Here is a 22,382-nt window from a genome sequence, read left to right as displayed (position 1 = left end):
GATCATGACCGCAATAGCCCTCACCACCTTTAGGCGTCCGTCATGGCTGTCTGTTCCCCTCGCCATCGGTGTCGCCATCGTGCTGTTCTGGCTGACCGTCACGGTGCTGGCGCCGCTCATGAGCCCCTATGCGCCCCTCGACATGGTGGGGCGCAGGCTGCAGGCGCCGAGCTGGAGCCACTGGCTCGGAACAGATGCGCTCGGACGCGACGTGCTAAGCCGAACCTTATACGGCGCACAATATTCGATCCCCATCGCCGTCGTCGTCGTGACACTGTCGGTGGCGATCGGCGCGATGCTGGGGGCGATTTCCGGCTATGCAGGGGGGCTGCTCGGTTCTTCGATCATGCGGCTGGTCGATGTCACCTTGTCGTTTCCACCGATGCTTCTTGCCATGGCTGTTGCGGCATCGCTTGGGCCGGGGCTTGAAAATGCGACAGTCGCCATGGTGATCGTCTGGTGGCCCGTCTATGCCCGCCTGATGCGCGCGCAGGTACTCGAAATCCGCGAGCGCGAGCATGTCGAGGCGGCGATCGCGGCCGGTGCGAACAGACCGCGCATCCTGTTCAAGCATATCCTGCCGCTCTGTTGGACGCCCGTCCTGATCAGTGCGACGATGGATCTCGGCCAGGTCATCCTGCTGGCCGCCTCGCTCAGCTTCATCGGGCTCGGCGCAACGCCGCCGTCGCCGGAATGGGGTTCGATGATCTCGGATGGCGCGTCGCAGTTCTATTCCTGGTGGGTCGCCTTCGGCCCGGGCCTTGCGATCCTCACCATCGTGCTGGGCTTCAACTTCATCGGTGACGGCCTGCACGATTACTTCGATCCGAAGTCGAAATGAGGGGCATGATGCAACAGGAACCGCTTTTCTCCGTCAAGGACCTCCGTGTCTCGTTCACTCGTGAGGGCCAATCCTTCGAAGCCGTGCGGGGCATCAATCTGCATGTTGATCATGGCGAGGTGCTTGGTATCGTCGGCGAATCCGGCTCCGGCAAGTCGGTCGGCATGTTGTCGGCCCTCGGGCTCCACCCGAAGACCGCGTCTGTCAGCGGCTCGGCAAAGTTCAAGGGGCGGGAGCTCGTGGGGATGCCGAGGAGCGAGTTGCGAACACTGCGGGGCTCCCGCATCGCCATGATCTTCCAAGACCCGCTGTCCTCGCTCAACCCGGTCATGACGGTCGGCGCGCAGATCGCCGAAACGATTAGACTACACAATGCGGGTGTCTCGAAAAGGGCGGCAATGGAGCGTGCCGCCGAGCTTCTCGCGCTCGTTGCGATACCCGAGCCGGACCGGCGCATACACCAGTTCCCGCATGAATTTTCAGGTGGTATGCGCCAGCGCGTCATGATCGCGATGGCGGTCGCCAACGATCCGGACCTGCTGATCGCGGACGAGCCGACGACCGCACTCGACGTCACCGTGCAGGCGCAGATCATGGATGTGCTGGCGGACCTGCGGCGGCGGTTGAATCTTGGGCTGATCCTCATTACGCACGATCTTGGGGTCCTTGCAGGGCATGCCGACCGGGTCGCGGTGGTCTATTCCGGCGAAGTGGTGGAGCAGGCCGGCGTGGACGATCTCTTCGAGCGCCCGGCGCATCCCTATACCCGGGGGCTCATCGCCTCGATTCCCAACATGGCGGAGGAGAAGGAGCGGCTGTTTTCGATCGACGGTTCGCCACCGCCGCTCGGCAAGCTGCCGGGAGGTTGCGCCTTCCATCCACGTTGCCTGCAAATGCAGGAGATCTGCCGCCACGCACCGCCCCCCGTTCGCGCTCACGGCGAGCACACGGCGGCCTGTCATTTCGCCACCCTGCCCATTGGGAGCGCCGCATGAGCCAGCCGGAACCCATACTCTCGGTCCGCGGGCTTTCGAAACGCTTTGTCGTAACCGGCGGCGTGCTGTTCGAGCGCGAAATCGCCCGGGTCAATGCCGTGAGCGACGTCTCCTTCGACGTCAAGCCTGGAGAGACGCTAGGGCTTGTCGGGGAATCCGGCTGCGGGAAGTCTACGCTCGGTCGCTGCATCCTGCGACTAATCGAGCCCACCAGCGGGCAGACTCTGTTTCGGGGCCGCAACATCAATGAGGCAAATCTCGCCGAAATGCGCGCGTTACGTCGTAAGATGCAGTTGGTCTTCCAAGACCCCTACGCCTCCCTGCATCCGCGCATGCGCGTGGCCGAAAACATCGCCGAGCCGCTGCGCATCAGCGACCTTTCAGCCGTGCAACGCAAGGAGCGGGTCGCGGAAATGCTCGACCTCGTCCGGCTCAACCCGGAGCACGGGCAACGCTATCCACACGAACTCTCCGGGGGGCAGCGCCAACGTGTGGTGATTGCCCGTGCGCTTGCGCTGAAACCGGAGCTACTGGTCCTCGACGAGCCGGTCTCTGCGCTCGACGTCTCGGTGCAGGCAGGTGTGCTCAATCTTCTGAAGGACATCCAGCGGGATTTCGGCACGGCCTATGTTTTCATTGCGCATGATCTTTCGGTGGTGCAGCACATCTCCGAGCGGGTGGCAGTCATGTATCTCGGCAAGATCGTCGAAATCGCCGAAAAACACCGGCTCTATCGGGCGCCGCTGCATCCCTACACCCAGGCATTGATGTCCGCCGTGCCGCTCGCAAGTCCTAAGCTTGAGCGCAGCAGGTCGCGCATCGTGCTGAAGGGCGACCTGCCGAGCCCGTTGAACCCGCCGTCCGGCTGTCGCTTTAGGACAAGGTGCCCGATTGCCCAGCCGCTCTGCGGGGAGGTCGAACCTCCGCTCGCCGAGCGAGAAGACGGCCATTCGGTTGCCTGCCACTTCCCGAGCGCCATGGAGACAGGATTGTCGAGCCGCGAGCGCCGCGGGCCTGGAGGAATGGAATGACGGAATTGAAACTGCCGCTCGATGGCATTCGTGTGCTCGACTTGACGCGCGTTCTGGCGGGACCTTGGGCCACCATGAGCCTGGGGGATCTTGGCGCCGAGGTCTGGAAGATCGAGAACATCAAGGGCGGCGACGACACGCGCGCCTGGTCCTTCCCCAACTTCAAGGGGCTTAGCACTTATTATCTCTGCGCCAATCGCGGCAAGCAGAGCATAGCGCTCGACCTCAAGTCGGCGGAAGGCCGGCAGATCGTACTCGATCTCGCCGCCAAGGCCGATGTCGTCGTCGAGAATTTCCGTGCCGGCACGGTGGAGCGCCTCGGTATCGGCTACGAGGATATCAAGGCGATCAATCCCGGCATCATCTACTGCGCGATTTCCGGCTACGGACAGACGGGGCCGGAACGTGACCGCCCAGGCTACGACTTCATCATGCAGGCCGAGAGTGGGCTGATGTCCATCACCGGTCAGGTGGACGGTCCGCCAAACCGACTTGGGGTCGCTTTCACCGATGTCGTCGCCGGCATGATCGCTACCCAGTCAATCCTGGCGGCGCTCTACCAGCGCCGGGATACAGGAATCGGGCAATATATTGATGTTGCGCTGTTGGATGCCACGCTGAACCTGCTGATAAATGTCGGGACCGGATTTCTGAATGCCGGCGCCGAGCCGGCGCGCTACGGCAATGCGCACCCGACTGTCGTGCCCTACCAGATTTTTGATGCAAGCGACGGCACGTTCGCTCTTGCCGTCGGCAACGACCGAATGTTCGTTGATTTCTGCGAGCACGTCATCAAGCGTCCCGAGCTTGGGCGCGATCCGCGGTTCGTCACCTCCCACAAGCGCGCCGTGCATCGCGAAGAGTTGCTTCCTCTCTTGGCCGAGGTCGTGCGGCAGGACACCTGCGCTCACTGGCTTGCTGCCTGCCTTGCAGCAAGCGTGCCGGCTGGTCAGGTCAAAACGGTCTCCGAAGCGCTGAAGAGCCCTAGCGTGACGGAACGTGGTGTCGTTCAACACTTAGAACATCCGGAACTTGGCACGGTCGCGTTGATCCGCCCGGCCCACGGCCTTGCCGCTCAAGCCAACGCAGATGCTAAGGCGCCGCCGCTTCTCGGCGAGGATACGCGGAGCGTACTGCGCGATGTACTCGGCCTCGACGATGCGCGGATCGAAAACCTCGCTCTTGCCGGTGTCGTCGCCTGTCACGATGTTCCAGGTGCGCTAACCTTGCCCTTGGCCCAAGGCGCAGTCGCGTAGACCGGAACTCGGACCCGAACAGGAAATGATGATGACCGTCAACGTCGAAATCGATGGTGAGATTGCGATCGTCACGATTGAAAATCCGCCGGTCAATGCACTGAGTGGGGCGGTGCGAGAACGCCTTCTGACACTGGTTGAGTTACTCGATGGTGATGCGAATATCCGGGCGGTCGTACTGACCGGTGCCGGTAGGCTCTTCGTCGCAGGCGCGGATATTGTGGAATTCGACCGACCGCCAGAGCCACCATTCCTCCCGGAGGTCATCGCCCGCATTGAAGCGGCGGCAAAACCTTGGATCGCGGCGATCCGTGGCGCAGCGCTCGGCGGCGGCCTCGAACTGGCACTTGGCTGTCGCTTCCGGGTCGCGACGGCGAATGCCCGTTTCGCCCTGCCGGAAATCAACCTCGGCATCATTCCCGGCGCCGGTGGAACACAGCGCCTGCCACGAGTCGTCGGCGTTGCCGAGGCGGCTCGGATTGTTGCGGAGAACTATACACCTGTCGGTGCCGAGGCCCTGCGGCTTGGCCTGGTGGATACCCTGATGGAAGAACCGCTGGTGCCGGGCGCTGTCTCCTTCGCGCGGGCGGCTCTCGGACGAGCGTTGCCGCCGCGGTCTCTCAATCGGGGCGTTTCTGCACCTGCTTCAGACGTGTGGGCAGAGGCGGAAGGCCGGGTGGTTGCCGATGCCAAGGGAGCCACTGCGCCACTGCAGGCACTGCAAGCTCTGCGCCACGGGATCGACTACGGTGCCGAGGCCGGTCTCGCGCTGGAGCGAAAGACCTTCCTTGCGCTTCGTTCCACGGAAGAGGCGGCGGCATTGCGCCATCTGTTCTTTGCCGAACGCGCCGCTCTGCGACCGGCGGACATGCGGTTGCAGAGTCCTCGGTCAGTGGAGACTGTCGGCGTCGTCGGGGGCGGGACGATGGGAAGCGGCATTGCAGCAGCCCTCCTCAATGGCGGGTTGTCCGTCGTCCTGATCGAACAGGACGAGGAGGGCGTTTTTCGCGCGCGCTCGACGCTTGCGAAACTTTTCGAGTCGTCCCGTCGCCGAGGCTTATTTGGGGCCGGCGGCGATGCCTCCGGCTGGATGGATCGGCTGGAAACGACTATCGGGTATGGCACCGTCGAGCGATGCGAGCTGGTGATCGAAGCGGTGTTTGAGGATCTCGCCGTTAAACGTGCCGTCTTCGCCGAACTCGGTCGCGTCTGCCGGCCCGGTACAGTTCTTGCGACAAACACGTCCTACATCGATCCGCGGTTGATCGCCGAGGGGTTGCTTGGGCCGGAGCGTTTTCTCGGGTTGCATTTTTTTAGTCCGGCGCACGTCATGAAACTGCTGGAGATCATTCCGACGCCCCAAACAGCGCCGGACGTGCTTGCGACCGGTTATGATCTCGCCCGTCGTCTCGGCAAGGTTCCCGTGCGGTCGGGTATCTGCGATGGCTTCATCGGCAATCGCATTCTGCGCCGCTATCGGACAGAAGCGGAGGTTCTGGTGCGAGCAGGCGTGGGCATTGCCGCCGTGGACGCGGCCATGCGCGCCTTCGGCTTTGCCATGGGACCTTTCGAAATGCAGGACATGGCGGGTCTCGACATCGCGTTCCTCTACCGTGAGGCGGCCCGCTCCCGTGGGGAACCCGTGCCGGACATGCCGGGCGATCTTCTGGTGCGCGTCGGCCGCAAGGGGCAGAAGTCCGGCGGCGGCTGGTATGACTACATCGACGGCAACCGCCGCCCAATAAGGTCGCCTGAGGCTGAGCGGATCATCGCGCCACTTGTTGGGGCGAAAAAGGAGATGGCGGGCGAGGAAATTGTCGCGCGGCTGATGACGGCCATGGCGGACGAAGGCCGGACGATCCTGGATGAAGGCATTGTGGCAAGCGCCGCCGATATCGACCTCGTCGAAGTTCACGGTTATGGCTTTCCGCGAAGGCGCGGCGGGCCGATGTTTCAGGCAAGCAGGCAAGACATGACCATAACGAGGACCCTATGATGACGATTTATCCTGACACATTGCTTTTCATAGACGGCGCCTGGCGCCCGGGCGCCGGCGGCAGGACCATTCCGGTCGTCAACCCGGCGACGGCGCAGCCGATTGGCAGCGTTGCCTGGGCGGATCGCTCGGATCTGGACCAAGCACTGGCTGCGGCGGACCGGGCCTTCGCGTCATGGAGTGCCGCATCGTCCTACGATCGCGCCAAGCTGATGCGCCGCGCCGCCGATCTCCTGCGCGAGCGGGCCGATGAGATCTCAGTCATGATGACGATGGAGCAGGGTAAACCCGTGTCGCAGTCGCGCCTAGAAACCTTGGCCGGCGCCGATATCATCGACTGGTTTGCCGGCGAGGCGCAACGCGCCTACGGCCAAGTCATCCCCTCCCGAGCACCTGATGTGCTGCAAATTACCCTGAAAAAGCCGGTCGGGCCGGTCGCCGCCTTCACGCCCTGGAATTTTCCGATTAACCAGGTCGTGCGCAAGCTCTCGGCGGCGATTGCCGCGGGATGCACGATTATCGTCAAGGCGCCGGAGGAAACGCCGGCCTCCCCGGCAGCCCTCATCCGCGCCTTTGCCGATGCGGGGGTTCCGGCTGGCGTCATCAACCTCGTCTATGGCGTTCCGGCGGAGATTTCGGAGTATCTTATCCCGCATCCTGTTATCCGCAAGATCAGCTTCACGGGTTCGACCCCTGTCGGCAAGCAGCTGGCTGGACTTGCCGGCGCGCATATGAAGCGTGCCACCATGGAGCTCGGCGGGCATGCGCCGGTCATCGTCGCCGAGGATGCCGATCTCGATCTTGCCGTTGACCTCATGGTGGCCAGCAAGTTCCGCAATGCCGGGCAGGTCTGCGTGTCTCCGACGCGCTTCTTCGTGCAGGAGCGGATCGCCCACGCGTTCACTGATCGGTTTACCGCTGGCGCCACGGCGATACGGGTCGGAAACGGGCTTGATGCCGGCATCGAGATGGGGCCGCTTGCAAACGACCGCCGCATACCGGCGCTGGAAAGCCTGATCACTGACGCTGTCGAGCACGGCGCGCGGTTGACGACCGGCGGGCGCCGCATCGGCAACGAGGGGTGGTTCTTCGAGCCGACAGTTTTGGCCGATGTGCCGCTCTCCGCCCGCATCATGAATGAGGAGCCCTTCGGGCCTGTTGCAGTGATCAATCGGTTCGGCGATCTCGACGAGGCGATTACCGAGGCCAATCGCTTGCCCTACGGGCTTGCCGCTTTCGCCTTTACCAGAAGCAGCGCCACTGCGACACGGCTTGGTAACGAGATAGAGGCGGGAATGATCTCCATCAACCACCTGGGACTGGCTCTTCCCGAGGTCCCTTTCGGCGGCATTAAGGATTCAGGCTACGGCACAGAAGGCGGATCCGAGGCGCTGGACGCCTATCTCGATACGCGTCTGGTCACACGCAAGGGCTAATCAACCCTTCCGCCACGGGTGCCGAGAAACGGAAATCGCAAGCGAGGGCGAACCTGCGCCGATGCAGACACCGGCGATGGATCGGGCTCGCCAGACCTTGGCGCCGAAACGCCCGCATCACGGCCACACGGCACAGCAGGTAAGTCTCCCATGCCGTCCGGCCCCGCGAGCGCGTATGCAGGCGACTGCGGCCTCTCGGGCAAGAGCATGCGCTCTAATGGCTCGGGGAACACGCGTGTATCACCCCGATTGAGTTCGACGGCGCAAGAAGCCTTCGTGCCGCGAAAATTTGCTTCCGATTGGGAATAGACACAGCTAGCATCCAATCGTTCTTGTGCTCGAATGGTTGATGCTGTCACGTGACACCACTTGTTCTAGCCATTTGCGGAATGCTTGCAGCGGGGGGTAGTGAGCCCGGTCCTGTGGCCAGACCAGCCAGTAGCTACCCCCTCTAACGGACATCTGCAAAAGCGGAGCAAGGCGCTTTTCGCGGAATTCCATCTCCGCTAAATAGTGCGGTAGCAGTGCCACGCCCAGCCCGGAAATCGCTGCCTGTGTCATGGTGGCGAACTGATCGAACAACATACCGGTGGTAACTGGAACGTCGGCGCCCTGCGCCTCAAACCACATCCGCCACGCGCTCGGCCTTGTTTCGAGTTGCAGGAGGGGCCAGCGGAGGACGTCGGTGGCGGAAGTGACGGGATAGCGATCCAGCAGGGACGGCGCAATGCAGGCCGTCAAGTGCTCGTCGAACAGTTTCATATGGCCGGCGTCGCGCCAGTCGTCTATGCCGTAGTGGATCGCGGCATCGAAGCTTTCAGCTGCGAAATTGAACCGCCTCAGCCGAGTGGCGAGGTTGACTGTGATGCCCGGATATTCGTTTAGAAAATCACCCAGCCGTGGGGCAAGCCAGCGCGTCCCGAATGCCGGCAAAATAGCGAGGGACAGTGTGCCGCCGCCAGGATTGGCGCTGAATTCCATGCTCGAACGCTGAATTAAATTTAAAGCGCGGGAAATATCCTTGCCGTAAGCCGTCGCGGCATCGGTCGGCACGAGCCGTTGGCGGTGCCGCTCGAAAAGGGCGCGGCCGAGCTGTGTCTCCAAAGTCTGCACCAGTCGGCTGACTGTGCTTTGCGTGAGGTGCAACTCCCTCGCAGCGGCGGCCGTCGACCCCGTGCGCAACACCGCCTCGAAGGCGGAGAGGAGGCTGAGTGAGGGTAAGAAACGACGCCGGTGCATGTCTCCTCCTATTCATTTTATGAATTATGATAGGCGTAAATAGCGTTATTTCGAGCCTACCTCAACCTGTAGATACATAGTTCAGCATCAAAGGAACAACGTGCAGCTTGAAGGAGAGAAAAGTGTTTGCCAGCGATCATAGCAACCAAGCCTCGAAGGGCGGCCCGTTTGCATGGAACGATCCCTTCCTGCTCGACGATCAGTTGTCAGAGGAAGAGCGCATGATTCGGGACGCGGCGGCGGCATTCGCCGAAAACGAACTGCTTCCTCGCGTGAAGGAGGCCTATCTCGACGAGCACACGGATACCGGGCTTTTCCGACTGATGGGTCAAGCGGGACTGCTCGGCGTCACACTTCCGGAAAAATACGGCGCCGCCGATGCCAACTATGTTTCCTACGGCCTCGTGGCACGGGAGATCGAGCGCGTGGACTCTGGCTATCGCTCGATGATGAGCGTGCAGTCTTCCTTGGTGATCTTCCCAATCTTCGCCTACGGCTCCGAAGCGCAGCGCGACCGTTATCTGCCCCGTCTCGTGTCCGGTGAGTTGATTGGCTGTTTCGGCCTGACGGAACCAGACGCCGGCTCTGATCCAGGTGGCATGAAGACTCGCGCGGAAAAGATCGAGGGAGGCTATCGCCTGCGCGGCGCGAAAATGTGGATCTCTAATGCACCGATCGCCGATGTCTTCGTCGTGTGGGCGAAATCGGACGCGCATGACGGCAACATCCGGGGCTTCATCCTCGAAAAGGGCATGAAGGGCCTCTCCGCGCCGAAGATCGGCGGCAAGCTTTCCCTGCGTGCGTCGATCACGGGCGAGATCGTGATGGATGGCGTTGAGGTCGGCGAAGATGCGCTGTTGCCCGGCGTTTCAGGTCTTGCCGGCCCGTTTGGCTGCCTCAACCGCGCCCGCTACGGAATTTCCTGGGGCGTACTTGGAGCGGCGGAGGATTGCTGGCTACGGGCTGGATCGCAAGCAGTTTGGCAAGCCACTCGCCGGCATGCAGCTTTACCAGAAGAAGCTCGCCGATATGCAGACGGAGATCGCGTTCGGCCTGCAAGGCAGCCTGCGCGTCGGCCGTCTGATGGATGAGCACAAATTCGCGCCGGAAATGATCTCCATGATCAAGCGCAATAATTGCGGCAAGGCGCTGGAGATCGCCCGCCAAGCGCGCGACATGCATGGCGGCAACGGCATCCAGATCGAATATCATGTTATGCGCCACGCGCAGAACCTCGAAACGGTCAACACCTACGAGGGCACGCATGATGTCCACGCGCTGATTCTCGGCCGGGCCCAGACGGGCCTTCAGGCGTTCTTCTGATGGACGCTGGCAACACAGCCCCGATGACCGGGCTGAAGGTCGTGGAGCTGGCCCGGATTCTCGCCGGGCCCAGACGCTCGCCGATCTCGGCGCGGAGGTCATCAAGGTCTAAAGCCCGGCCGGCGACGATAACCGCAGCTGGGGCCCCCCTTCATCGGGCCCCCCACGGCAAAGGCGGCACGGAGACCGTCGCAGCCTATTTCCACGCCGCCAATCGGGGTTAAGACCTCGGTTATCTGCGATTTCTCGAAGGCAGACGATCTTGGTCGCGTCAAGGCGCTGATCGCGGCCATGGATGTTGTAATCGAAAACTTTAAGGTCGGGGTCTCAGGAAATTCGGTCTTGACTATGAAACCGTCGCCGCCCTCAACCCGCGCCTAGTATATGCCTCCGTAACGGGCTTCGGTCAGGACGGACCTCGCGCCAAAAATCCGCGGCATCATGGACCTAACCGGCGAGCCGGACGGAGAACCCCAGAAAGTCGGCGTCGCTTGGATCGATATTTTAACCGGCCTCTATGGCGTCATCGGCATCCAAGCGGCTCTTGCGGAACGGGAGCGCTCCGGACACGGCCAACATGTCGATCTCTCACTTTTCGATTTCGGGGTGTCGGCTCTGGCCAACCAGGGAATGAACTTCCTTGCCGGTGGCCTGGTGCCGCACCGAATGGGGAATGCACATCCTAATATCGTGCCTTACCAGGTATTTCCGGCAGCTGACGGCACCATCATCATCGCCTGCGGCAATGACCGCCAGTTTGCGAGCGTCTGCACTGTGCTGGGGCTGGGCGCCATCGCCGGCGATCCGACCTACGCCACCAACCCCGCCCGTGGGGGCAATCGCAAGACACTGGAGGGGATTATTTCCGAAAAAACACGTCTGCGTACCAAACAGGACCTCTTCTTCGCATTGGAAGGCGCTGGCGTGCCGGGGGGGGCGATCAACACCGTGAAGGAGGCCATCGCGGATTCACAGGTTTCTTCTCATCTAAACCGTTCTGTCTAATGGGCGCTGATGTCGGACACGGTTAGCTCGCCGACAGCCTGTCGCCATGCCGTGCATCTTCAGTTGCCGCAACATAAAGACAATCGCGCCGCTCGCCGCTTATGCCGACGGTCAACATACCGTCAAGCTCGGCAATCTCCTGCTAGCTCACAAATCCGGAGCAGTTCACATGGCTGGAAAACGCCGAACCGAAATTTGCCCTGGGCCACACTTGACATTTCGAACGTTCGTAATGTAACAACTGGGATAGTCAACTGAATAACTGGGTGGTGAGTTTGCAATGGGGGATTACATACTCAAACGATTGGCAACGAGCTTGCTGGTTCTGTTTGCCTTGGCGACTGCAAGTTTCTTCATCATCCATTTTGTTCCTGGTGATCCTGTTCGCCAGATGCTGGGCAGTAGCGCAAACCCGGAAATGATCGAAAAGACCAGGCATGTGCTTGGTCTTGACCAGGCTCTGCCGCAACAATTCGCTCACTTCCTCTTCAAAACGTTCACCGGTGATTTCGGCGACTCGCTCAGCCTTGGAGCGCCAATCAGTTCGTTAATCGGGAATCGGGTGATGCCGAGCGTCATACTGATCATCTACGGTGTTTTGATCGCGCTTGTGATCGGCATTCCGCTGGCCATCCTTTCGGCCTTGAGGCCTCAAAGTGTCATCGATAACGCTGTCCTGGTGATGACGACGTTCACCTTCGCCATGCCGCAGTTCTGGCTTGGACTTGTCCTTGCCCTAGTGTTCGGTCTCTTTCTGAACATGTTTCCGGTATCCGGCTACGAGGGCGGCATTGGCGGCATCTTGCAGACCTTGACGCTGCCGGCTTTCACCTTGGGCCTCTCCTTGGTCGCAATGGTGGTGCGCACCTTGCGCGCCCGTCTGCTTGACGTTCTGGGCAGTGAATACATCGAGGCCGCTCGTGCACGGGGCTTGAGCGAAATGCGGGTTGTCGGCAAACATGCCATGCGCAATGCCTTCATGACCACCTTGACCTTGCTTTCAGTACAAATTGGCTTCCTGATCGGTGGCACGGTCGTGATCGAACATGTGTTTCAGATACCCGGTATCGGGTCGCTTCTATTGGAATCCATTCTTCGGCGAGATTATCCGCTGGTGGAGATCATCGCCGTATTGTCGGGTGCGGCCGTCGTGCTTGTCGGTCTTCTGGCTGATCTGCTTTTGTTCATTCTCGATCCGCGCGTACGGATGGCGTAACGATGGACCAGCTTATGACCGCTTCTTATTCGCGCTTGGCTTCGTTCAGGAAGCTCAAACCCTCTACAATCGTCGGTATTGTGATCGTTGGGGTGATCGTTTTGTGTGCCGTGCTGGCGCCCTGGATTGCACCGTACGATCCCACCGAAGCCGATTTCATGAACCTGCGGCAGCCGCCGTCATTCGAACACTGGATGGGCACCGACAGCGCCGGGCGTGATATTTTCTCACGAGTGTTGTTCGGCGTGCGTCTCGACATCGGCGTTATGCTGCTCGTAACCCTTCTGCCGCTGCCTGTCGGCGTTCTGCTGGGCGCAATCGCTGGCTATTATGGCGGCTGGGTCGATGCGGTGATTTCGCGCGTGGCCGATACATTGATCGCTTTTCCATTCCTGATTCTGGTGATGGCAGTTGTTGCCATTGTCGGTCCAGGATTGAACGGGGTGATGATCGGCATCCCGCTGGCTGGCTGGGCGCTCTATGCCAGAATGGCGCGTGCCGAGATGCTCGTTGTTCGTGAACAAAATTATATGCTTGCCACCAAGACGCTTGGCTATACGGACGCCCGTTCGATTTTCCGGCACGCAGTGCCCACCATCATGCGCACCAGCCTCAGTTATTCAACCGTGGATATGATCGTCAATTTGCTCTTGATCTCAGGGCTTTCCTATCTCGGTCTTGGTCAACAACCGCCAGATCCCGAACTTGGAGCCGTGATCGCGGATGGTCAGGCCTATCTTTTGAATGCCTGGTGGATAGCCACTTTTCCGGGTCTCACCTTGGTCGCTCTGGGTGTCGGCATTGGCCTTATCGGCGATGGTCTTTCAGACCGCGATCTATTGGCGGGAGGATAACTATGACCCAGCCGCTTCTGCAGATATCCGATTTGAAGATCGTTTTTGGTGTAGGCGAGCAAGCCGCCGTAGCCGTTCGCAACGTGTCGTTTGAGATAGCGGCCGGCGAGATGGTTGGTCTTGTTGGCGAATCCGGCTGTGGCAAAAGCTTGACTTGCCGCGCCGCTATCCGCTTGCTGCCCCACAATGCACGCATTGCTGCCGGTAGCGTCATGTTCGAGGGCCGCGATGTAACCCGCATGGGGCATCGTGAGTTGCGCAACCTTCGGGCCCGCGAAGTGGGTATGATCTTCCAGGATCCTTTCACTTCCTTGAACCCGGTGTTTCGGGTCGGCGCCCAAGTCGCCGAGACCCTTCGCGTTAATCTCGAACTGACCGCCGCGCAAGCCAAACGCGAAACCATCCGTCTTTTCACGGAGGCCGGAATTCCCGACGCCGAGCGTTGGTTTGCCGCTTTCCCCCATGAGCTCAGTGGCGGCATGCGGCAACGCGTAATGATCGCCTTGGCCTTGGCCAGCAAACCGAAATTGCTGATTGCTGACGAGCCGACAACTGCACTGGACGTGACAACGCAAGCACAGATCCTGAAACTGCTGCGTCGTTTCCGCGAAGAACACGGCGTTGCCGTGCTTTTAGTATCTCACGACTTTGGCGTGATCGCCGAGACATGCGACCGCGTTTTGGTGATGTATGGCGGTCACGTTGTCGAAAAGGCGGATATCGAGGCCGTCTATAGAACGCCGCAACACCCCTACACGCGGGCCTTGCTAGCCTCGATCCCGCAGATGCACACGACTGGCCCTCGCCGGCGTCGCAAATCGATCGACGGTAGACCACCGGAGTCGGGCGAAGTGCTGCCGGGCTGTATTTTTGAACCCCGCTGCGCCTATGCGCGAGAGGCCTGCAAAAGCGTCGACATGAAGCTCGAGCCAGCCGCCTCTAATCAATACACGGCGTGCCCGTTCGTCCGCGCCGGCGGCGAGCAGCGGTTGGAAGCCACAGTGGAGGGAGCACAATGAGTACTTCAGGTGCAACACCCATCATTGCGGTTGAAGGACTGGTCAAGCGCTTCCATCTGCGGCATTCGATGCTGGACAGTTTGCGCGGTGTGCCGCCCAAGACGCATGTCGCTATCGACAACGTTTCCTTTTCGCTCAATCGAGGGGAAATCCTCGGACTCGCCGGCCAGTCAGGAAGCGGCAAGTCCACAGTCGCCCGCTGCCTGACCAGGCTCGTCACACCAGATTCCGGCATGATCAACCTTGACGGGGAAGACATCAGGGCTGTCGGCGGGGCAAGCCTGCGCGAGGCACGCCGTCGCATGCAGATGATTTACCAGGACCCCTACACCTCGCTAAACCCGCGCATGACCGTGGGTGCCGCGATCCTTGAAGCCGGCCAGGTTCACCGCCAGCCCGGTAGCGAGCATCCCCAGGCATTCGTTTCCGGCCTGCTGGAGCAGGTTGGTCTGCCCGCCGGCACGGCCCTGCGGCGCCCGCGCGAGCTGTCAGGCGGACAACGGCAGCGTGTCGCCATCGCCCGCTCGTTGGCCGTTGGTCCCGACATCCTGATCGCGGATGAGGCGGTCAGCGCGCTCGATGTTTCGGTGCAGGTGCAATTGCTCAACCTGTTTGTCGATCTGCGGGACCAGTTGGGTCTTTCCATCCTGTTCATCTCCCACCAGCTTGCTGTGCTGGCTGAGGTCTGTGACCGTGTTGCTATCATGAACCGCGGCAGAATTGTCGAAATCGGCACCACCACGGATGTCTTTACCAATCCACAGGATGCCTATACGCGCGAATTGCTCGCCGCCCATCCAGATCCTGATCCTTCACGCCGGAATAAGGAGTTCGCATGAGCTATATCCAGACTGTTCGGGGGCCGATCGCGCCAGAGACAATCGATTTCACGCTGGTGCATGAGCACTTGCATCTGGATATGTGGCATACGAGCGGTGATGGCCGCATCGGTCAGATTGATGACGACGAAATCTTTGCCGCAGAGCTCAACGCGTTCAAAGCCGTTGGCGGCTCTTGCCTCGTCGACCAGACCCCCCGTGGCTGTGGACGCCAGCCGGAGCGATTGCAGGAATTGTCCAAGGTAACCGGCATCGAGATCGTTTGCTCGACCGGCTATTATCACGAGTCATATTACCCACCCGAGGACGCACTTCATCGGCGCTCGGTGGACCAGGTTACCAAGCTCTTCCTCGACGAAATTCAACATGGCATCGCTGGCACCGGGATAAAGCCGGGCCTCATCGGCGAGATCGGCACGAGCCAGGGATGGGTCTCGCCTTTGGAAGAGCGCGTTCATCGCGCTGCAGCTCGCGCCCAGCGCGCATCTGGGCTGCCTCTGGCCACCCACACGCTCTATCATACGGCCGGCCATCAGCAGTTGGATATTTTCATCGAAGAAGGGGTCTCTCCCGACCGGATCTCCATCGGCCACTGCGATACGTTTCCAAGCCGCGCTTATTGCGAAAGCATCGCCAGCCGAGGTGCCTATGTGTCTCTCGACAATATCGGCAACGATCTCCCAGGACACGAAGATGCCGTCAAGCAACTACTGCTTGAGCTGGTTGAGCGCGGTTACGCCCGTCAGGTGCTTCTGTCCCACGATATGGGACAGATGCCCGAGCTCGGCTGTCGCGGTGGGCGGGGTTTGGCGTACCTTGCCAAGCGCTTTCTGCCGTCCTTGCGCGAGGCGGGTTTGGACGAGGCCACCTGGCATTTGATGACTGTTGAAAATCCCAGGCGATGGCTGACCATCGACCGTGAGCCCAATCCCTGAGCAGGATTGTCATGGCGCCCAGGGCCACCGTGAAGCGGGCCGGGGCTTAGCGGTGGAAGAGAAAAGCGAGGAACGGCCAATGGCTAAAAATGCGAATATGGACGAACGCCGAGCTGATCTGCTGGTTGCGGTCTGGAATGTGATCGCCAGAGTTGGGCTGGACAAGGCAACCGTGCGCACAATTGCCCGAGAGACCGGTCGCTCGGTCGGTACGCTCGCGCATTACTTCACGGACAAGGACGACGTGCTCGTTTCCGCGCTGCAACTCTCGCATGAGCGAATTGCTGCGCGCTGGGAGGAAAAGCTGAGCGGCCTCAAAGGATTGAATGCGCTGCGCGAGCTTGTCCTCGACAATCTCCCACTCGATGAGGACCGCGACCTGGAAACGCGCCTTTCGGTTGCCTATTGGAGCCGGGCAGTGATGCAAGAGAGCGTCGTGAGTTCCCAATGGCGCAAGGGACCGAAACTCATCGACCGCCTCATTACTCTGGTCCGCGAAGGCCAGCAGCTTAAAGAAATTCGCGACGACGAATCGGCAGAAGATATTGCCGAACACGTGCACGCCAGCATCGACGGCTTTAGCCTTCATGCGCTCCTTTATCCACAACGGCTCACACGCGAGCGTATTAGGAAGCTTATGGAGGCTGAGCTGAAAAAACTCGAAGTTATTTCAACTTGAGTTTCAACTGAGTTCAAAAAACGGGAGGCAAAACTATGCACAAATATCGATCCAAAGTGGCACTATCATTGGCCATGATCCTTGGAGCAGGATCAGCCATGTATGCAACCTCAAGCATGGCCGGCACGAGCGACACGATTTGCGCAGCGGCGCCACAATCGGGTGGAACGCTCGTCTATGCGCGCCGCGCCCAGACTCAAGAGCTTAACCCGCTGCAGATCCGCAACGGCAACGGCGACATCTTCGCCATCAATCAAACGCTGCAGGGCCTGGTGCGGTCGGACCCTCAGGGGGGGTTCGACATTCAGCCGGCCATCGCCGAAAGCTGGGATGTTTCAAGCGACGGCTTGACCTATACATTCCATATTCGCAAGGGCATCAAGTTCTCCGACGGAACCCCGGTCACCGCCGACGATGTGAAGTTCTCGCTTGACCGCTTCGCCGATCCCAAGCTCAACCAGGTGCTAAGCGTTGCCGCCGTCGGCTATAAAGCATCCGAGGTTGTCGACCCGCAGACAATCAAAGTGCAGCTCAGCACCCCGGTTGCCGGGTTCCTTTACAACATCAGCATCTTTCCAGCGTACATCGTTCCCAAGAAACTAGTGGAAGCCCAGGGAGAGAAATTCTGGGATGCGCCAGTCGGAACGGGGCCGTTCAAAATCAAAGAACTGGCGCATGGCTCATACATCGCCTTTGAGGCCAATCGGAATTATTGGGAAACGGGTAAGCCCTATCTCGACGAAGTCCGGTTCAATTTTGCCGCAGACGACAACAGCCGGATACTTCAGTTGAAGAGCGGCGGAGCGCATATGGCCGATGGTGTTCCCTATTCGCTGGCCTCATCTTTGCAGAGCGACAGCGCCCTGGTATTGCAGACCGATTCCGTGCCGCTCTTTGCCGGCCTGTGGCTGAACCATCAGAAAGAGATACTGCAAGACAACGCTGTGCGGCAGGCAATGCAGTACGCGCTCGACCGCAACACGATCAACGCTGCGATCTATGGTGGGTTTGGTACCATCCCCAACAGCGTACTACCACATCTGAAATTCGATGCGGCAGCCGACAAGGTTGCGCCTTACGCTTATGATCTTGATAAGGCCAAGGAACTTATGGCCAAGTCCAAGCATCCAGAGGGTTTCAGCATAACGCTGCAATATCCGGCAGGGTTTGAGGACTACAAGCAACTTGGCCTTTATCTGAAGCAGGCCTGGAAGAAGATCGGCATCGATCTTGAGCTCGTGGAACAAGACCAGGCGACCGTGTCGGATCGTTACTACCAGGGTGATTACGATCTGACGTTTCCTTACGCTCAGTTCACCAGCGACGTCGTCATACCCGATGAGTACGCGTATTTGCTGAACGATCCCAGCAACGGACTCAATGGCTTCTTCTCGTGGTGGCACGATGATGCAGTCTGGCAGACGGTGCAGAAATTCGGGACGTCGACGGATGAAAAGGAACGGGCCGAGTTGTGGCCGCAGATCCAGCAGCAGATGCTGGACATTTCCCCAGTGATTAACATCATGAACCTGCCGTTCATCAGCGCTCACGCACAAAATGTCTGCGGCGCTAAGGTCGATGCGTTGGGGTCTGACCATCTGGAGAATGTCTGGCTGGCCCCCCAGCAGTAAGCGGGCCACAGGTCCGGGATCCGTCGCGGCTGGTCAGAAACAGCGGCGGAGATTCGTGTCCCAGAGTTAAGCGATAGAGTTGGGAAGGCGGCAAAGAAACAAGGCCGCCTTCTCCTTCCGTGACGGAGATGCCGCACGGCAAGCAAGATCACGGTGCATGGAACCTTTACTGGCAGAACGGGAGTGCGACATGCAGTCAGAATATCGGAAAAATTACTTTGCGAACACACATTGCTGGGCGGTTTCGGTTCCCGAAACTGTTACGGGGAAGGTGGCCTGAATGGACGCCAATATCGACACCCGCTTGGTATTTGGAGCAATAGCCGACGACCTGACTGGCGGCCTCGAGCTGGCCTCCATGTTGGTCGCACGTGGCATTCCCACATCGTTGTCGGTGGGAACAGCAGCGCCGAAGCGCGTGCAAAGGGCCCACGTCATTGCTCTCAAGTCGCGGGTTGCGCCAGCCGAACAGGCAGTGCAGTCAACGCTTGCCGCATTGGACCTGCTGATGGAGCACGGTGTGAGGCAGGCGTTTTTCAAATATTGTGCGACATTCGATTCAACACCGAAGGGCAACATCGGGCCGTGTGCAGAAGCCCTGATGGACCGGCTGGGGGCCGAGCAGGTGCTGTTCGTGCCGGGGCTTTGCGAAACCCGCAGAACCGTATTCCAGGGCCACATGTTTGGCGGGGCGGAACTTCTTGGGGAATCGCTGAAGCGATTTGACCCACTGACGCCGATGACGGATTCCAACCTGGTCCGTGTGCTGCAGGCGCAAAGCCTGAGGTCAGTTGGACTGATCGATTACACAGTGATCGACAACGGCCCGGAGGCCATACGCCAGAGCGTGACGGATCAAGCGGAACGGGCTGGAAAGTCGCTGTTCATCGCGGACTCGCTATACGAACATCATTTTTCCGCTCTCGCGAATGCTGCGGCCGGAATGCGCCTGCTGACGGGCAATTCATCGGTTGCCGCCCATCTGCCTCCGATATGGCTTGAGCGTGGCCTGGTTGAGCACTCCTCGGACATCGCGCTTGCTGGGGTAGAGGGACCGGGCGCCGTGTTGGTGGGAAGCGTCGCTCCGCAGACTGCGGCCCAGTTGGAACGGTTCGGCGAAGCAAATCCGGTTTGCACAATCGACATCGCACGCGCCTATGCTGGCGACGATCTTGTCGAGGAGGCGCGGCAGTTTGCCGCCCGAGCCATAGCAGAGGGAAAGTACTTTGCCATCAGTACGGCCCTGCCGCAGGATCGCATCGATGATCTTCAAGCGGCGCATGGACGACTCGAAGTCGCGGCGCGGGCCGAGAAGATCCTGTCTGAAATCGCCAGAGCCATCGTGCTGGAACTTGGTGTTCGGCGTCTGGTTGTTGCTGGCGGCGAAACATCGGGGTCCATCGTCAGGGCACTTGGTATCGCGGATCTGCAACCGGGGCCGTATCGCGAGCCGGGCTTTTCGCGGGCGATTGCCACGGAGCCCTTTCCGATAGCGCTCATGCTGAAATCCGGCAAGCTCGGCAGCATCGATCTCTTCGCCACGGCTTTGGAAGACATGCGCAAGCCCATTGCCGAGGGCCCTCTTTTAAACCGCTGGCCCCCGAAAGGCTGATCCATGAATACCGATACCGAACAAGATAGACAGTCCTTGATCGATGCCTCGCGCGAAGCCGAGGCGTTCAGGCTTAATGTTGGCACATCCGGCAACATCAGCGTCAGAACCGTCGGTGGCATGCTGATCACGCCAACCGGCATACCGTCAAAATTGCTCCGGCCAGACCTGATCGTCGCGATGGATCTCGATGGTGGCTGGTCAGGTGACACAACACCTTCCAGCGAGTGGGGCTTGCATGCCGCGATTTACAAGTCGCGCCCGGAAATCCAGGCAATTGTGCACGCCCATCCGGACCACTGCGTAGCGTTGTCCTGCGCGCGCGTGTCAATTCCTGCGTTTCATTACATGGTCGCAGGCTTCGGCGGCGACGACGTCAGATGCTCCAGATATGCAACTTTCGGCTCTGCTGAACTCGCTGATGTTACTGTTGAGGCTATCGAGGGACGCACCGCCTGTTTGCTCGCCAATCATGGAATGGTCGCGGTCGGTAGCACTGTCACTGAGGCATTCAGCCGTACATTGAAACTTGAGACGCTCGCCCGCCAATACATTCTGTGCCGCGCATTCTCAAAGCCCGTTCTGCTGACAGAAGGCGATCTGGTGGAGGTCAACGAACGCTACAAGACATACGGCAAACAAAACTCCTCGGGAGCGACGCCGGAAAATTGAAAAACCTGATCCAACGCCCTGAACCTCAGGGCTCCGGATCGCAATCTATCGTGGACACTAGCGGCAGAAAAATTTGACTGTCTCACAGTTCCGCACGAACGGGCGCCTCAGCGCTAGCTTGATATTATAGGAGAATGCGATGGAACACAGCATGGTCAACAGCAGGGACCGCGACCTTCTCGCGCGGGCAAACAAGGTCGTTCCAAGTGGCGTATGGGGGCATATGGCGACCCGCGCGATAGGTCCGGGCTATCCGCAGTTCTTTTCGAAATCCGATGGATGCCGTGTGTGGGACGTGGATGGAAAAGAATACATCGATTTCATGTGCGCCTGGGGGCCTAACATCCTTGGCTACAAGCGCCCTGAGGTCGATGCCGCAGCGCTCGCCGAGATCGCCAAAGGCGACATCAACAACGGTCCGACAGAAGTGATGGTCGAACTCGCCGAGCTGTTTGTCGATACGCTCGATTATGCCGATTGGGCGCTGTTCCAGAAAAACGGTACCGATGCCACGACGACTTGCGTGACCGTCGCACGCGCCAACACCGGAAAGCGCAAGATACTGGTCGCGCGCGGATCCTATCATGGCGCGGTTCCGTGGTGCTCGCCATCGGTGGTCGGCGTTACCTCGGAAGACCGCGCCCACCTCATTCTGTTTGAATACAACGACATTCAGAGCCTCGACGAAGCCGTGGCTGCCGCCGGCCACGACCTCGCTGGTATCGTGCTCACAGCATTCCGCCACGATTTGAACCGCGACCAGGAAATGCCGGAACCGGCATTCTTGAAACATGCACGCGCCATTTGCGACAAAACCGGTGCGGCTTTGATTCTCGACGACGTTCGGGCCGGTTTCCGGCTGGATGTCCGGGGCAGTTGGGCCATGCATGGGATCAAGCCCGATCTCGGCGCTTACTCGAAAGCCATCGCCAATGGCTGGCCGCTGGCCGCTGTGGCGGGAAGCCGCCGTATGCTGGAAGGCGCGTCGAAAATCTTCACCACAGGCTCCTTCTGGTATGGTTCGGCCGCAATGGCTGCCAGCATCAAGACCATCAATATTCTGAAAAACACCGATGCCCTCCCGCATATGCAAGCAATGGGCGTCCGGCTGCGGGAAGGGCTTGCATCGATTGCTCAGCGGCACGGATTCGTCCTGCATCAGACAGGGCCGGCGCAAATGCCAATCATGCGCTTTGAAAACGACAAGGAGCTGCAGATCGCCAACGCTTTCTGTGCGGCCGCGCTCCGCCATGGCCTCTATCTTCATCCCAAGCATAATATGTTTCTGTCCGCCGCGCATCAGCCGGCCGACATTGACAGGGCGCTTGAAGGTGCGGACGCTGCCATGAAGGATGTCGTTTCTGCAGGGTTCAAGTCCATGTGACGTCCTGGCTGATCACCGGTGCGCGTGGCGCACCGGTAAAGCGGCTAAGGCGGTTATCAAGGGAGAAATGTTTAAGGTCGCCGACGAGACTGCAGTCTCGGTGAACGAGATCAATTCGTTTAATAACGGCGGCGCTGAACAGGCGACCGGAGAATAGACCTCGGCGGCTGAGCGCGTGCTTCTTGCTGCCGGCGTCATTTCGCTCGTCCTTGCCGTCGGCGCTTTGATCATGATCGTCATCAGTATTGTGGCTGCTTACTACGGCAACGACGGTGATAATTTGGTTACCGCATTCGACGGTTACCGATATTTCTACACCGGATCCGGCCTGTACATCACAAACCCCGGCCTTCGCGGGTACCGTCATTAAGGTCGTCGAGGCTGGTGAAGGCGGTGAGCCAATGACGGTGCAGGCGGAC

At 60.0% G+C, this 22,382-nt stretch carries 18 protein-coding genes and 2 pseudogenes; 18 read left to right on the top strand and 2 right to left on the bottom strand.

Annotated features, from left to right (window positions below; all coding sequences use genetic code 11):
• Positions 1-4: 4 nt before the first annotated feature.
• The 6 genes from QO002_RS27575 to QO002_RS27550 are packed head-to-tail and all read left to right on the top strand — an operon-like array spanning position 5 to position 7,555.
• Positions 5-841, top strand: a complete 837-nt coding sequence (locus tag QO002_RS27575; RefSeq protein WP_307235979.1) for an ABC transporter permease — start codon at positions 5-7, stop codon at positions 839-841.
• The gene (locus QO002_RS27570) at positions 838-1,836 is read left to right on the top strand and encodes an ABC transporter ATP-binding protein (protein WP_307235977.1); all 999 of its coding nucleotides are present in this window, start codon (positions 838-840) and stop codon (positions 1,834-1,836) included. Before QO002_RS27575 ends, QO002_RS27570 begins: the two co-directional genes overlap by 4 nt.
• Positions 1,833-2,867, top strand: a complete 1,035-nt coding sequence (locus tag QO002_RS27565; protein WP_307235975.1) for an ABC transporter ATP-binding protein — start codon at positions 1,833-1,835, stop codon at positions 2,865-2,867. The genes QO002_RS27570 and QO002_RS27565 overlap by 4 nt, the downstream gene beginning before the upstream one ends.
• The gene (locus QO002_RS27560; RefSeq protein WP_307235973.1) at positions 2,864-4,123 is read left to right on the top strand and encodes a CaiB/BaiF CoA transferase family protein; all 1,260 of its coding nucleotides are present in this window, start codon (positions 2,864-2,866) and stop codon (positions 4,121-4,123) included. Before QO002_RS27565 ends, QO002_RS27560 begins: the two co-directional genes overlap by 4 nt.
• Before the next feature lie 31 nt (positions 4,124-4,154).
• The gene (locus tag QO002_RS27555) at positions 4,155-6,119 is read left to right on the top strand and encodes a 3-hydroxyacyl-CoA dehydrogenase NAD-binding domain-containing protein (RefSeq protein ID WP_307235971.1); all 1,965 of its coding nucleotides are present in this window, start codon (positions 4,155-4,157) and stop codon (positions 6,117-6,119) included.
• Positions 6,119-7,555 (top strand): NAD-dependent succinate-semialdehyde dehydrogenase, encoded by a 1,437-nt coding sequence (locus QO002_RS27550; RefSeq protein WP_307236286.1) that lies wholly within the window; start codon positions 6,119-6,121, stop codon positions 7,553-7,555. Before QO002_RS27555 ends, QO002_RS27550 begins: the two co-directional genes overlap by 1 nt.
• Positions 7,556-7,870: 315 nt before the next feature.
• Here QO002_RS27550 and QO002_RS27545 read toward each other — a convergent pair whose 3' ends face one another.
• On the bottom strand, positions 7,871-8,794 hold the full coding sequence (locus QO002_RS27545; protein WP_307235969.1) for a LysR family transcriptional regulator: 924 nt from the start codon (positions 8,792-8,794) through the stop codon (positions 7,871-7,873).
• Positions 8,795-9,015: 221 nt separating this feature from the next.
• Here QO002_RS27545 and QO002_RS27540 point away from each other — a divergent pair.
• The 12 genes and pseudogenes from QO002_RS27540 to QO002_RS27485 all read left to right on the top strand — a co-directional run bounded on the left by QO002_RS27540 (position 9,016) and on the right by QO002_RS27485 (position 21,963).
• Positions 9,016-10,117, top strand: a pseudogene (locus QO002_RS27540) (acyl-CoA dehydrogenase).
• A 386-nt stretch (positions 10,118-10,503) separates the two neighbouring features.
• Positions 10,504-11,122, top strand: a pseudogene (locus QO002_RS27535) (CaiB/BaiF CoA transferase family protein); the annotation flags it as partial.
• Positions 11,123-11,402: 280 nt separating this feature from the next.
• Positions 11,403-12,338, top strand: coding sequence for an ABC transporter permease (locus QO002_RS27530; protein ID WP_307235967.1), 936 nt, complete (start codon positions 11,403-11,405; stop codon positions 12,336-12,338).
• 2 nt (positions 12,339-12,340) lie between these two features.
• Positions 12,341-13,192: an ABC transporter permease gene (locus QO002_RS27525; RefSeq protein ID WP_307235964.1), complete on the top strand. Its 852-nt coding sequence runs from the start codon at positions 12,341-12,343 to the stop codon at positions 13,190-13,192.
• Positions 13,193-13,194: 2 nt separating this feature from the next.
• On the top strand, positions 13,195-14,211 hold the full coding sequence (locus QO002_RS27520; RefSeq protein WP_307235962.1) for an ABC transporter ATP-binding protein: 1,017 nt from the start codon (positions 13,195-13,197) through the stop codon (positions 14,209-14,211).
• Positions 14,208-15,050 carry an ABC transporter ATP-binding protein gene (locus tag QO002_RS27515; protein ID WP_307235959.1) on the top strand — a complete coding sequence of 281 codons (843 nt, stop codon included), beginning with the start codon at positions 14,208-14,210 and terminating at the stop codon, positions 15,048-15,050. The genes QO002_RS27520 and QO002_RS27515 overlap by 4 nt, the downstream gene beginning before the upstream one ends.
• Positions 15,047-15,985, top strand: coding sequence for a phosphotriesterase family protein (locus QO002_RS27510; protein ID WP_307235957.1), 939 nt, complete (start codon positions 15,047-15,049; stop codon positions 15,983-15,985). Before QO002_RS27515 ends, QO002_RS27510 begins: the two co-directional genes overlap by 4 nt.
• 79 nt (positions 15,986-16,064) lie before the next feature.
• A complete protein-coding gene (locus QO002_RS27505; protein WP_307235955.1) occupies positions 16,065-16,664 on the top strand; it encodes a TetR/AcrR family transcriptional regulator in 600 nt (199 codons plus the stop codon).
• Between the two features lie 98 nt (positions 16,665-16,762).
• Positions 16,763-18,295 (top strand): ABC transporter substrate-binding protein, encoded by a 1,533-nt coding sequence (locus tag QO002_RS27500; protein ID WP_307235953.1) that lies wholly within the window; start codon positions 16,763-16,765, stop codon positions 18,293-18,295.
• Positions 18,296-18,575: 280 nt separating this feature from the next.
• Positions 18,576-19,907, top strand: a complete 1,332-nt coding sequence (otnK, locus tag QO002_RS27495; RefSeq protein ID WP_307235951.1) for a 3-oxo-tetronate kinase — start codon at positions 18,576-18,578, stop codon at positions 19,905-19,907.
• A gap of 3 nt (positions 19,908-19,910) precedes the next feature.
• Positions 19,911-20,579, top strand: coding sequence for a class II aldolase/adducin family protein (locus QO002_RS27490; protein ID WP_307235950.1), 669 nt, complete (start codon positions 19,911-19,913; stop codon positions 20,577-20,579).
• Positions 20,580-20,718: 139 nt separating this feature from the next.
• Positions 20,719-21,963 carry an aminotransferase class III-fold pyridoxal phosphate-dependent enzyme gene (locus tag QO002_RS27485; RefSeq protein WP_307235949.1) on the top strand — a complete coding sequence of 415 codons (1,245 nt, stop codon included), beginning with the start codon at positions 20,719-20,721 and terminating at the stop codon, positions 21,961-21,963.
• Here the strand turns inward: QO002_RS27485 and QO002_RS27480 are convergent.
• Positions 21,950-22,330: a hypothetical protein gene (locus tag QO002_RS27480; RefSeq protein ID WP_307235948.1), complete on the bottom strand. Its 381-nt coding sequence runs from the start codon at positions 22,328-22,330 to the stop codon at positions 21,950-21,952. The genes QO002_RS27485 and QO002_RS27480 overlap by 14 nt on opposite strands.
• Between the last annotated feature and the right edge of the window lie 52 nt (positions 22,331-22,382).

This window comes from Pararhizobium capsulatum DSM 1112 (assembly GCF_030814475.1).
Classification (GTDB): domain Bacteria; phylum Pseudomonadota; class Alphaproteobacteria; order Rhizobiales; family Rhizobiaceae; genus Pararhizobium; species Pararhizobium capsulatum.
Note: the sequence above shows the minus strand (reverse complement) of the source record. Positions and strands in the feature narration are given on the sequence as shown.